This is a genomic window from Rossellomorea sp. SC111, from assembly GCF_024733565.1.
Classification (GTDB): Bacteria; Bacillota; Bacilli; order Bacillales; family Bacillaceae_B; genus Rossellomorea.
This window is the reverse complement of sequence record NZ_JANIOC010000008.1, coordinates 72,154-83,786: the sequence shown is the minus strand read 5'-3', so window position 1 is coordinate 83,786 and position 11,633 is coordinate 72,154. Positions and strand designations below refer to the sequence as shown.

The 11,633-nt window shown below is 42.9% G+C and carries 12 protein-coding genes, 1 tRNA gene and 1 riboswitch; of the genes, 5 read left to right on the top strand and 8 right to left on the bottom strand.

Going from position 1 to position 11,633, the window contains the following annotated elements:
* Positions 1–79: 79 nt before the first annotated feature.
* Positions 80–259, bottom strand: a riboswitch (cobalamin riboswitch).
* A 573-nt stretch (positions 260–832) separates the two neighbouring features.
* Entirely contained in the window at positions 833–1,603 is a 771-nt protein-coding gene (locus NQ095_RS11915) for a SurA N-terminal domain-containing protein (protein WP_258263696.1), read from the top strand.
* Positions 1,604–1,724: 121 nt separating this feature from the next.
* Positions 1,725–1,886 (top strand): hypothetical protein, encoded by a 162-nt coding sequence (locus NQ095_RS11910; protein ID WP_167562134.1) that lies wholly within the window; start codon positions 1,725–1,727, stop codon positions 1,884–1,886.
* A gap of 36 nt (positions 1,887–1,922) precedes the next feature.
* On the opposite strand, the gene gndA is transcribed toward NQ095_RS11910, so the two are convergent.
* Positions 1,923–3,335, bottom strand: a complete 1,413-nt coding sequence (gene gndA, locus NQ095_RS11905; RefSeq protein ID WP_258263695.1) for an NADP-dependent phosphogluconate dehydrogenase — start codon at positions 3,333–3,335, stop codon at positions 1,923–1,925.
* 162 nt (positions 3,336–3,497) lie between these two features.
* On the opposite strand from gndA, the gene NQ095_RS11900 reads away from it, so the two are divergent.
* Positions 3,498–4,352 (top strand): MurR/RpiR family transcriptional regulator, encoded by an 855-nt coding sequence (locus tag NQ095_RS11900; protein WP_258263694.1) that lies wholly within the window; start codon positions 3,498–3,500, stop codon positions 4,350–4,352.
* A 40-nt stretch (positions 4,353–4,392) separates the two neighbouring features.
* On the opposite strand, the gene NQ095_RS11895 is transcribed toward NQ095_RS11900, so the two are convergent.
* The 4 genes from NQ095_RS11895 to NQ095_RS11880 all read right to left on the bottom strand — a co-directional run bounded on the left by NQ095_RS11895 (position 4,393) and on the right by NQ095_RS11880 (position 7,923).
* Entirely contained in the window at positions 4,393–5,547 is a 1,155-nt protein-coding gene (locus NQ095_RS11895; protein ID WP_258263693.1) for a thiolase family protein, read from the bottom strand.
* 14 nt (positions 5,548–5,561) lie between these two features.
* Positions 5,562–6,707 (bottom strand): acyl-CoA dehydrogenase family protein, encoded by a 1,146-nt coding sequence (locus tag NQ095_RS11890; protein WP_258263692.1) that lies wholly within the window; start codon positions 6,705–6,707, stop codon positions 5,562–5,564.
* A gap of 66 nt (positions 6,708–6,773) precedes the next feature.
* Complete coding sequence (locus tag NQ095_RS11885; RefSeq protein ID WP_258263691.1) at positions 6,774–7,541, bottom strand: 3-hydroxyacyl-CoA dehydrogenase; 768 nt, start codon at positions 7,539–7,541, stop codon at positions 6,774–6,776.
* 181 nt (positions 7,542–7,722) lie between these two features.
* Positions 7,723–7,923: a cold-shock protein gene (locus tag NQ095_RS11880; protein WP_034763533.1), complete on the bottom strand. Its 201-nt coding sequence runs from the start codon at positions 7,921–7,923 to the stop codon at positions 7,723–7,725.
* A 277-nt stretch (positions 7,924–8,200) separates the two neighbouring features.
* Between NQ095_RS11880 and NQ095_RS11875 the strand changes: the two genes are divergently transcribed.
* On the top strand, positions 8,201–8,470 hold the full coding sequence (locus tag NQ095_RS11875) for a hypothetical protein (RefSeq protein ID WP_258263831.1): 270 nt from the start codon (positions 8,201–8,203) through the stop codon (positions 8,468–8,470).
* A gap of 129 nt (positions 8,471–8,599) precedes the next feature.
* Here the strand turns inward: NQ095_RS11875 and NQ095_RS11870 are convergent.
* A tRNA-Val gene (locus tag NQ095_RS11870) sits at positions 8,600–8,671 on the bottom strand.
* Positions 8,672–8,821: 150 nt separating this feature from the next.
* Between NQ095_RS11870 and NQ095_RS11865 the strand changes: the two genes are divergently transcribed.
* Positions 8,822–9,064 (top strand): WYL domain-containing protein, encoded by a 243-nt coding sequence (locus NQ095_RS11865; protein ID WP_258263690.1) that lies wholly within the window; start codon positions 8,822–8,824, stop codon positions 9,062–9,064.
* Positions 9,065–9,105: 41 nt separating this feature from the next.
* On the opposite strand, the gene NQ095_RS11860 is transcribed toward NQ095_RS11865, so the two are convergent.
* Together NQ095_RS11860 and NQ095_RS11855 are read right to left on the bottom strand one after the other, a co-directional pair.
* Positions 9,106–11,091, bottom strand: a complete 1,986-nt coding sequence (locus NQ095_RS11860; RefSeq protein ID WP_258263689.1) for a TRAP transporter permease — start codon at positions 11,089–11,091, stop codon at positions 9,106–9,108.
* The gene (locus NQ095_RS11855) at positions 11,078–11,599 is read right to left on the bottom strand and encodes a DUF1850 domain-containing protein (RefSeq protein ID WP_258263688.1); all 522 of its coding nucleotides are present in this window, start codon (positions 11,597–11,599) and stop codon (positions 11,078–11,080) included. The genes NQ095_RS11860 and NQ095_RS11855 overlap by 14 nt, the downstream gene beginning before the upstream one ends.
* Positions 11,600–11,633 lie beyond the last annotated feature (34 nt).

The window sequence follows — 11,633 nt, the reverse complement described above, 5'->3', positions numbered from 1 at the left end:
GGGCTTTAAAAATACGGAGATATAAATAGACCGAAGCCTATTGTAATCCTCGCTTTATCCTCCCAATTCCCGAAGAAGATAACACGTGTTAAATAAGGCAGGTCTCCTGACTCGCGCTTCACCCTACTCTAAGGCCTTCCCATCGATACGACAGTGGCAGTTCCTTATTTCGTCAGCACATACAGTTGCGGGGACAGCTCCGGATTCTCACCGGATTCCCTTTTAAGTCTCATCAGACACCTTATTTACAGGTTATAATCAATATATAGTTAATTAAAATATAAACAGACACCAAATGTTGTGTCCCTAACTATGATATATGATTCAAAACGGATTTACAAGTAAATCTATTAAGTTTTATTTTTCAAAAAAGATTCCTCGGATATGCTTATAATTATTATTTTTACTGAAAAGGGAAGAAGAAGATGGAATAGTTCATTCAAACGGACAGTAGTCGGTCCTCATTTCCACATATGTGGGTTGAGTGAAGTGGATTCCATCTCTATAATCCAAATAGAAGGTTGTTTGACAGTATTCTTTGGTCCCCAATATTTTGATAGGTTGTTTAAATGGAGAAAGTCTCCGATTTAGACAACCTCTTTTTTTCGATCGTTTGATTGTAATAATCTCCCTACTTTATCATTTTAATAAGAATTGTTCACCACATACTTATCAGTGTAATCAAGGAGAAACAGCCTTTCAACACTGTTTCATCCAGATTACAAACAATACTTTTTGACCTAAATACTTTCTTTTTACGCAATTTTCATTTACAATGCCCATTAAGTGATTTTTTTTGGAAATCACACCTTAGTTCTGAAAGGAGTCTATTATGAAGAAACTATTAACGACTTTACTAGTAGGATTATTAACAATTGGACTAGCTGCTTGCGGTTCGAATGAGGAGAGCCAAAAAGCTGACGATAAACCAAAAACAGAAGCTTCTGACAAAAAAGCTCAAGAAGAGCAAGCGAAAAAGATGGAAGAAATGCAAAAGAAAATGGATAAACAAAAAGTTGAGAAAGATAAGGTCGTAGCCATCGTCAACGACGAGAAAATTAAAGGTGAAGATTTCAACAATGTGTTGACTCAATCCCAGATGCAGTATCAACAAATGGGGCAGGACCCGACAAGTAAAGATGCTGCCGAGAAAATCAAAGATCAAACCATCGATAGCATAGTCGGTCAAACGCTTCTTATGCAACAGGCCGAGGAAAAAGGCTATAAAGCGTCGGATGATGAAATCAATAAGCAGCTCGACGAAGTGAAAAAGCAATACAAAGATGACAAGCAATTCGAAGAAGCCATGAAGAAAGCCGGATTTACCATGGATGAGCTAAAAACTCAAATTGCTGAGAATATCAAGTACACAAACTACGTTGAAAAAGAAATCAAAGTCGACGAAGTAACGGAAGATGAAATGAAGAAGTTTTATGATCAGTATGCCAGTCAACAAGGTAAGGATCAAGCAAAGGATGCACCGAAGTTTGAAGATGTAAAACCACAGATCAAAACTCAGCTAGAAGATCAGAAAAAACAAGAAAAACTAGTTCAACATGTGGAAGATTTAAAGAAAAATGCTAAAATTGATGTAAAAATCTAATGCATGTCAGAAAGCCGCCTTCATTGAGCGGCTTTCTTTTTTTTCTATTATCCTTGCGAGGTTTTTCTCCCTGTCCCGGGGGTATGGTATAAGAACCGATATTTAAAGGAGGATGAACATCATGACCAAAAGAACAAATCAAAACCCGGAAAACGCCGAACAGGATCAGGAAAGTATCCTTGATCAGCATGAAAGTGAACAAAATGTCGACCCCATCCCTATCGACGAACTAAAAAAAGACCAGCGCGATGAAAAGAAAAAACACGATACAAAAGACGAATAAAAAACGGCCCTGTGAATTTCCACAGGGCCCCTCTTATTATTTTGATAACCAATCTGTATGGAAAGTACCTTCTTTGTCTACACGCTGATACGTATGGGCTCCAAAATAGTCCCGTTGTGCTTGCAGCAGGTTCGCAGGCAGTGATTCAGAACGATAGCTATCATAATAAGCTAATGCACTGGCTAGACCCGGTACAGGAACGCCCAACTTGATGGCTGTTGCCACTACTTCCCTTGCTTCATCCTGATAATTTTCTACAATCTCTTTGAAATATGGATCAAGGAGCAGATTCGTCAATCCGGGATCACGATCATAGGCATTCTTGATTTCTCCAAGGAAGCCGGCACGAATGATGCACCCACCTCTGAAGATCATGGAAATTTCACCCGGTTTCAGATCCCAACCGTACTCATCCGACGCCGATTGAAGCTGTGCGAATCCTTGTGCATAAGAACAAATCTTGCTCAAGTATAAGGCTTTGCGGATCATTTCGATGAACTCCTGTTTATTACCTGTAAACTCTTTATTTTTAGGTCCTCTCAGGATCTTGCTCGCCTTCACACGCTCTTCCTTCATGGCTGAAATGAAACGGGCAAAAACAGATTCAGTGATGATGGATAACGGCACTCCTAATTCAAGGGAACTGATGCTTGTCCATTTTCCAGTCCCTTTTTGGCCTGCAGTATCTAAAATGACATCCACAAGTGGCTTGCCTGTTTCTTCATCCACCTTCGTGAAGATATCGGCTGTGATTTCAATCAGATAGCTGTCAAGCTCCCCGGCGTTCCATTCTTTGAAGATTTCATGAAGTTCCGTTGCACTTAATCCCAGCACATTCTTCATTAGATAATACGCTTCACAAATGAGTTGCATATCACTGTATTCTATTCCGTTATGAACCATTTTCACGTAATGGCCGGACCCGTCCGGACCGATATATGTACTGCATGCATCCCCTTTTACCTTGGCAGCGATGGCTGTCAGGAAAGGTTCGACTAAATCATACGCTTCCTTCTGGCCGCTCGGCATAATAGCAGGGCCGTATAGTGCACCCTCTTCTCCACCGGATACTCCTGCTCCAATGAAGTTGATTCCCTTCTCCTCCAGCGCCTTGTTGCGGCGGATGGTATCTTCAAAGTATGCGTTCCCACCGTCGATGAGGATATCTCCTTTATCCAGATGGGGAAGCAATGAATCAATCGCTTTGTCTGTAATATTCCCGGCTGGTACCATGATGAGAATTTTACGCGGCACTTCCAACGATTGAACAAATTCTCTTACATCATGTGTTCCAACCAACTTCTTGCCTTGATGCTCGTCCAGTACTTCTTTTACTTTTTCATCAGACACATCGTATATAGAAACTGAATAGCCTCTGCTTTCGAAGTTTAAGGCGAGGCTCTTTCCCATAACTCCGACGCCGACGACTCCTATTTGTTGTTTTGTCATTACGATCATTCCTTTCAAGTACGAGTAAATAGATCACTTCACCGTTATATTATAATACGAAATAAATTTCCGTGGTGGATTTTTATGAAATAATATTTTTTTATTTCGTAAAATAGGTTAAAATTATTTTCACAGATGTCTTACAGGAGGTATTCTACCATCATGGATGAACAGGCTCAACATTGTTTTCCACGAATCCGGTCCCATTACTCACAATTCAGTGAAAAAGAAAAGAGGATTGCTGATTTTATTATTGCTAATCCTGAAAAAATTATCCATTCAACCATCAGTGGTGTGGCAGAAGATCTCGGAATTGCGGATGCCACCGTTTTCCGCTTCTGCAAGCGGTTAGGCTTCAAAGGCTACCAGGCGATGAAGATTTCACTGGCTTCTGATCTTGTGGCACCGATCAAGGATATCCATGAAACCATACAGGAAGAGGATTCTGAAGGGGTCATCGCCCAAAAGGTGTTCCGATCTAACATGAGAAGCCTTGAAGACTCATTGCGCATAATGAAAGAAGAAACATTCCGGCAAGCCGTTCAGGCGATGCTCTGTGCTAGGAGGATCGAATTTTATGGTACCGGGGGATCAGGCTTCATTGCCATGGATGCCCATCATAAGTTCCTCAGGACGGGGATGACCACAAACGCTTATAATGACTCCCACATGCAGCTGATTTCCGCTTCTCAACTGACGGAAGAAGACGTGATTGTGTTCATCTCTCACTCAGGGGCAAATAAAGATCTTCTGGAAGTGCTGGAGGTTGCAAAGAAAAATCATGTCACCACCATCGGCATCACTCATTTCGCCAAATCTCCCTTAAGCAGCCGGATCGATATTCCGTTATTCACGGTCTCACAGGAAACTGAATACCGCGGAGAAGCCCTTGCGTCAAGAATCAGTCAACTGAGCATTGTGGACGCCCTTTATGTGAACATCATGAAAAAACGAAAAGACCTATCCAAAACATCCCTGCAAAAAATACGTGATGCCATTTCCATTAAAAAGGTATAATAATAGAGGGACGGACCTTTAAAGGTCCGTCCCTCTATTATTATACCTCAAGTCTCTCAATGATTGTGGCATTGGCCATGCCATGTCCTTCACACATGGTTTGCAGCCCGTATCTTCCCCCCGTGCGTTCAAGCTCATGCATCATGCTCACCATGATTCTCGCTCCGCTCGCCCCTAATGGATGTCCGAGGGCAATTGCCCCTCCATTCGGATTTAACCTGGAAGGATCCGCATCTATCTCTTTCAACCATGCTAATGCCACGGGAGCAAATGCTTCATTCACTTCAAATATGTCAATATCTGAGGCGGTCAGCCCTGCTTTTTGAAGGGCTTTCCTCGTTGCCGGAATCGGTCCCGTCAACATTAGAGTCGGATCAGAGCCGACCACTACGCGGGTATGAATCCTAAAACGAGCTTTCAAACCTAATTCCTCGGCTTTTTCTTTCGACATGAGAAGCAGGGCTGCAGCCCCATCACTGATTTGACTGGCGTTCCCTGCATGAATGATGCCACCTTCTTTGAACGCAGGTTTTAATGTGCCCAGCACTTGAAGTGACGTTTCTTTTCTTGGGCCTTCATCTTTCATAAACAAAAACGGATTTCCGTCTTCCCCTTCGACTGTCACACCAAAGATTTCACGATCGAAGTATCCTGCTTCCTGTGCCTTTAAGGCTTTTTGGTGACTATTATATGCGAAGCGGTCTAATTCTTCTCGGGTAAAACCATATTTCTCAGCAATTCGCTCTGCTGATAACCCCTGGTGAATGATTTCATGTTTTCCCCTTAACTTATCACTGAAATCTGCCCCTTGATAGTTAGATCCGATCGGCGTTCTTGTCATGTTTTCCACCCCACCTGCTATGACGACATCCATATCCCCGGAAAGGATAGCTTGTGATGCAAAATGGACTGCCTGCTGACTGGATCCACACTGGCGGTCAATAGTTGTGCCGGGCACTTCAATCGGAAAACCTGCTATAAGCGCAGCAACCCTGGCAATATCCCCTGCCTGTTCTCCAGACTGAGTCACACAACCAAGAATGATATCATCGATGCTACCCGGATCCACCCCTGACTTATCTACCAATCCTTTGAGTATCTCTCCTGCCAAATCGTCAGGTCTCATCCCTCTTAACGATCCTTTTCTCCTTCCAACCGCAGAACGGATCCCTTCAACAATGACAACTTCTCTCATCCCACTCTCCCTTTCTATAACCCCAGATTCTTCGCAATGATCACTTTCATTATTTCATTCGTGCCGGCATAAATGCTAGCAACCGGTATATCCCGATATCTCCTGGAAATCGGGTATTCTTCCATATAACCATATCCACCGTGAAGCTGCATGCACTCTGTGGCAATTTGACGAGCCATTTCTGTCAGCTTATACTTGGCCATGGATACCTTAGTCACCACATCCGTACCATTCATATGTTCTGCTATCAACCCATCTAAAAAAGCTCTTCCCATTTCGATATCAGTCGCCATTTCTGCCATCCTGAATTGGGTATTCTGAAATTGACTGACGGTCCTTCCGAACGCTTGACGGCTCTTCACGTACTCCATCGTAATGGAAAACATTTCTTCCGAAGCCGTTTGAGCTGCAATCGCTACGATAAGCCTTTCCTGCTGCAATTTATTCATCAAATATCGAAAGCCATCGCCTTCCTCCCCGATCAGATTCTCTTTCGGAACCCTGCAATCTTCAAAAATGAGTTCGGCTGTATCCTGACAATGCAATCCGATTTTATCCAGCTTACGCCCCCTGGAAAACCCTGGAGTATCTCTTTCAATCGCCAGCAGACTGACACCTTTATGGGGTGGGTTACGATGAGGATCTGTTTTAACGGCGACAATAACTAAATCACCATGTATACCATTTGTAATAAAGGTTTTTTGTCCATTCACAATATAATGATCTCCATCTGGTAGGGCTGTCGTTTTGATGGCAGCTAAATCAGAACCCGCGCCAGGTTCTGTCATGGCAATGGCTGTGATCATCTTTCCGCTCGTACACAAAGGAAGCCACTTCTTTCTCTGTTCATCTGTCCCATATTCCGAGATATAGGGGACTACGATATCATTATGAAGACCTATTCCGATCAAACCGGATCCCACTCGTTCCAATTCTTCATTGATGATGACCGAAAAGCCCCAATCGACCCCGCTCCCCCCATACTCCTCATCAAGATCTGGACAAAGGAAGCCTTGTTTACCCATCTTCTCCCAAAATGACCTGGGAACCATCCGGTTATGCTCCCACTCCTCATAGTAAGGATAAGCTTCCTTTTGTAGAAATTTCCGCAGAGCCAGACGAAAGATACTGTGGTCTTCGGTTAAATATGGATGTTTCATACGTTTCTCCCTCGTTTCATACATGTAAAGTGAATGAACCTGCATTCACCATAATGCCTTCTCATGTTATTTAGGCTGCATCCTGATGGCACCATCAAGTCGAATCGTCTCTCCATTTAACATCGGGTTTTCAAGTATGCTTTTTACCAACTGAGCATATTCAGAAGGATAACCAAGACGTTTAGGGAAAGGAACCATGTTTCCAAGGGATTGCCTTGCCTCTTCTGGAAGGGTGTCAAACATAGGGGTATGGAATAATCCAGGTGCAATCGTCATGACCCTGATTCCCTCACTCGCAAGTTCCCTGGCAATCGGCAGCGTCATTCCGACTACTCCACCTTTGGATGCACTATAGGCCGCCTGGCCGATTTGACCCTCAAATGCGGCAACAGACGCGGTATTCACGATCACACCTTTTTCTCCATGCTCATTCGTTATGTTTAGCATCATCTTTTCTGCAGCCATGCGAATGACGTTGAAGGTACCAATCAAATTCACTTCAATCACTTTTGAAAATTGATCAAGGGAATGGATGCCTTTTCTTCCCACCACTTTTCCAGGCGGTGCAATCCCTGCACAATTCACAACTGTATTGATTCCCCCGAAAGCTTCCAGCGCTCTTTCCAGGGCTTCTTTTACACTATCTTCCCTCGTTACATCTGTTTCAACATAACCCATGGAGTCCCCATACTCTTTTTTTATAGCGGAGCTTCTCCCCCCATTGAGATCAAGGAGGTAAACCTTTCCCCCTTCTTCCATGATTTTTCGTGCCGTCGCCTCCCCCAGTCCGGATGCTCCCCCTGTGATGACGGCAAGTGAATCTTTCATCAGCATTTTGATTCCCCCATTTCGAAGCTTATAATTTTATTCTAGCGTTCGATGCTGGAAAAAGAAATAAAGTTTTTAAAAATTCCGTTAATTTAACACGAGTGGAAGTAATGGTTTGTATGCAAGCAAAATCCATAAAAAAAACAGACTCACGAATGAGTCTGTTTTTGGAGTTTGTAAAGTTAGATTATGCTTTACGTACGTTAGCTGCTTGTGGTCCACGAGCACCTTGTTCAACGTCGAAAGATACTTCTTGACCTTCGTCAAGTGATTTGAAACCTTCACCTTGGATCGCTGAGAAGTGTACGAATACGTCGTCTCCACCTTCTACTTCGATGAATCCGAAACCTTTTTCTGCGTTAAACCATTTTACTTTACCATTTTCCATGTTTGTTGCCTCCTAAAGTGCATTACACACAATGTATTACTATTCTTGCGATATCAGGTGAAAACCAAATCTTGTTCTTCCCTCGTATACCGGACAAAAATAATTCTTCTATAGAATAACAGTAATGAACCAAATAAGCAAGTTTTTGAAGGTGAAGTTTTTAAAGTCAGACCTCTGACATAATTTTACTTGAACTCATTAAAGCCGTGCATGGGCAAGGTGCATTACACTTATTAAAATGAATGCGTTTCCTTTTTTCTTTCTTCTGGTCCTTTTGATGGAACGTGATCGTTTTATCAAGTTTATCACTCATGAGACACTAAAATGGAGGGTAAACTGTGATATAATAATTAAATATGAAAGGGAGTGCCCAATGAAATCCACAAAAAATAGGTTCAGTAATGGTTCTATGGTTACGATCAAGGAAACTGGAGAAACAGTGACAATATTAAAATGGCAATACGTTAAGAACATGAAGAGATATTCTTATATCGTAAAGGAACATCCAGGCACATTTTATTTTGAGGAAGAATTAGAAGTGAACTAAATACGATCATTATTATTAATATTCTTTTGACAAGGACTCTTACCCGCATTCAGCAGAGTCCTTTTTCAATTCTATTATCAAAATGAAAAAAAGCGTGCATCTTATAAGATGCACGCTTTTTTCTATGTATGACCTGTGAGGGATTCGAACCCACGACCCCTTCCCTGTCAAGGAAGTGCTCTCCCACTGAGCTAACAAGTCGCGATGTAAGGTACATATTCTATTATAATAAGTTTAAGAAAATTGTCAATGGCTTTTTCTAAAGAAATGCATGTATTCTAGATTTCACGTATAAAAGAACATCCGTTCGCGTATAATGTCATTACATTCACCTGAGAAGGGGGCTTCACTATGATGAGGATGATAAAGAAATCGTTGGTGGATCGTTCTCCCATTGAAATCATTTACATGACTTCCGAGCAGAAGTGTTCGAAAAGGAGAATACTGGTGAAAAAAGTCGAAAAGGAATATATTTTGGCCTATTGCTATTTCAGGAAAGATATCCGCACCTTCAGGATTCATGACATTTTAGCTGCTTCTCCTATCCTCTTACATTCTGAGCGGACGATATCAAGACTGGATTACAACAAATAAGAGGCTGTTGCCCACGAATGGGGTAACAGCCTCTTATTGTGTTATGCCGTTGCTTTTGTTGGTGTTTTATCTTCTCTCTTTATAAAGAATTGCAAAGCAAGCATGATACCGAATAAAACGAGACCGATAATGTCCGACATTCCCTCAGGGTAAATCAGTAATAATCCCGCTGCTACACAGAGGAGACGTTCTATGACGAATACCCGACGGTACCAATACCCGATCATACCTGCCCCGATCGCCATCATTCCCGTTACGGCCGTAAAGACAACCCAAAGTAATCTCGGGATGGTGGTATCGATCATTAACAGTTCAGGTGACAGGACGAACATATAAGGTATGATAAAGGCGGCGATGGCCAATTTAGCGGAATTGACCCCTGTCCTTATCGGTTCTCCTCCCGATACCCCGGCGGCGGCGAATGCAGCCAGTGCCACTGGAGGCGTGATATCAGCAATGATCCCGAAATAAAACACGAATAAGTGAGCCGCAAGCTCCGGTGCCCCTAATAAGATAATCGCAGGGGCAGCGATGGTGGACGTAATGACGTAGTTCGCCGTTGTCGGAGAACCCATGCCAAGTACAATCGACGCTATCATCGTAAATATCAATGTAAGGATCAGCTTGCCTTCTGTTGTATTGGTCAGATCTGCCGCCAGATCCACTAGTCCATTTGCAAGGGTTAATCCTAACCCCGTTTTCGTTACAACACCGACGATCATACCGGCGGCGGCTGTCGCCACCGCTACAGACAAAGCAGTTCTGGCACCGTCAACAAGGGCATCCACAGCATCCTTGAAACCGATCCTTGTATCCTTCCGTATCGCACTGATCGCAATAGTGGCAACGATCGACCATAGCGCAGCACGCATGACGCTCATTCCGCTTACCAACAGAATGATGACCGTCAGTATCGGAAGCAGTAGATAAATCTTTTTGAATACTTCTTTGCGGTTGGGCATTTCTTCATCTGATAATCCACGAAGGCCGATACGCTTCGCTTCAAAGTGAGTCATGATCCAAATCCCTGTAAAATAAAGGACGGCAGGAATCGAAGCTGCTTTCGCAATATCCCAATAGGATATACCTCCGATGAACTCGACCATCAGGAAAGCGGCAGCTCCCATGATCGGTGGCATCAGCTGACCACCTGTCGACGCAGCCGCCTCTACCCCACCGGCAAACTCTTTACGGTACCCAAGCTTCTTCATCATAGGAATGGTAAAGGAACCCGAGGTCACTACGTTTGCTACCGAGCTTCCACTGATTGTCCCTTGAAGGGCACTGGAGAAGATCGCGACCTTAGCTGGTCCACCGACACGCTTTCCGGCAATCGATACAGCCAAATCATTAAAATATTGTCCGACGCCGGTTTTCACTAGAAATGCACCGAACAACAGGAACAGGAAGATGAAGGTAGCTGACACATATAGCGGCGTGCCCAGAATCCCTTCACTTGTAAAGAACATTGTTTTAACGATATCATCCCAGTCATATCCTCTATGTGCAAGGAACCCAGGCATCAATCGCCCATAATACATATAAAGGATGAAGGCAGACGCAATGATCGTAATCGGCAGCCCTACTGCACGGCGCGTTGCTTCAAGTACAAGGATCATAGCAGCGAAACCGACATAGAAATCCAGTGAGGTCATTAACCCCACCCGGCTGACGATGTCATCCTGCATGATCGGCCAATAAGCACCGATTCCAATCGAAATGACCGAAAGAACGACGTCATACCAGGCGATCTTATCCTTCTTCAGATTCTTCTTCCGGGCAGGGAATAAGAGAAATACTAAAGAAAGGGCAAAGCCTAAATGAATGGATAATAATAATTGCCTAGGGATGAATTGAAAGATGGATGCTACCAATTGAAATAATGAAAATGCTAATAAACCGAAGAATATGATCCATTTGAAAGCCCCATGATGGAATTTTCTTGTAGATGATTCGGGATCATATTTCTCAAGTAACTCTTGTTGTTGTTCTGCAGTCAATGATTCGAATTCTTTATCTTTTTCCAACTACAGTCACTCCTTTCCACTGATCATAAAGTGATTGTTTCTTTATTTGAACCCGAACGACAGAGCCTTTATCAAAATAGTCGGCTAAAGGAAATTCCTTGCCGTCCATCACAAGGCGGTGATTGGCGACAACCTGTCCGATGCGGATATCAATGTATGGAAACACTTTATCCATATTAGTAATTAAATATTTGCCTTCTTTCGTCACTTCAAAGGTTTCATTTCCCTCTGCATTGGAAGGCATGCCAATGGCAGTATCTTCATATAGTAATTGGGTTTGTTTAATTTGATTGGAAGATGTTTGATGGTAAAACTCCTCTACTTCTGATAGATGAATAGAGTGAGTATAGCGTACCGAAAATGAATGATCGACGGGAAGTCTGAAAAAGACCGGGTCCCCTGCTGTACTTCTCGGTTCTATCACTAAAAATGTTTTTAAAGGCATAAAAAGGATGATTCCGACACATAGAATAAGGAGAATTGCAACTATGAATGAAAATTTTTTCATCAAGAATCCCCCACCATTCCACTTTTTGTCCGTT

Excerpts from the sequence above, each read along its gene's own strand:
- NQ095_RS11895 (WP_258263693.1), bottom strand. The coding sequence starts at position 5,547 with ATGAGAGAAGTTGTCATTGTTGAAGGGATCCGTTCTGCGGTTGGAAGG.
- NQ095_RS11865 (WP_258263690.1), top strand. The coding sequence starts at position 8,822 with ATGATGAGGATGATAAAGAAATCGTTGGTGGATCGTTCTCCCATTGAA.
- NQ095_RS11890 (WP_258263692.1), bottom strand. The coding sequence starts at position 6,707 with ATGAAACATCCATATTTAACCGAAGACCACAGTATCTTTCGTCTGGCT.
- NQ095_RS11855 (WP_258263688.1), bottom strand. The coding sequence starts at position 11,599 with ATGAAAAAATTTTCATTCATAGTTGCAATTCTCCTTATTCTATGTGTC.
- gndA (WP_258263695.1), bottom strand. The coding sequence starts at position 3,335 with ATGACAAAACAACAAATAGGAGTCGTCGGCGTCGGAGTTATGGGAAAG.
- NQ095_RS11880 (WP_034763533.1), bottom strand. The coding sequence starts at position 7,923 with ATGGAAAATGGTAAAGTAAAATGGTTTAACGCAGAAAAAGGTTTCGGA.
- NQ095_RS11915 (WP_258263696.1), top strand. The coding sequence starts at position 833 with ATGAAGAAACTATTAACGACTTTACTAGTAGGATTATTAACAATTGGA.
- NQ095_RS11875 (WP_258263831.1), top strand. The coding sequence starts at position 8,201 with ATGGAACGTGATCGTTTTATCAAGTTTATCACTCATGAGACACTAAAA.
- NQ095_RS11910 (WP_167562134.1), top strand. The coding sequence starts at position 1,725 with ATGACCAAAAGAACAAATCAAAACCCGGAAAACGCCGAACAGGATCAG.
- NQ095_RS11900 (WP_258263694.1), top strand. The coding sequence starts at position 3,498 with ATGGATGAACAGGCTCAACATTGTTTTCCACGAATCCGGTCCCATTAC.
- NQ095_RS11885 (WP_258263691.1), bottom strand. The coding sequence starts at position 7,541 with ATGCTGATGAAAGATTCACTTGCCGTCATCACAGGGGGAGCATCCGGA.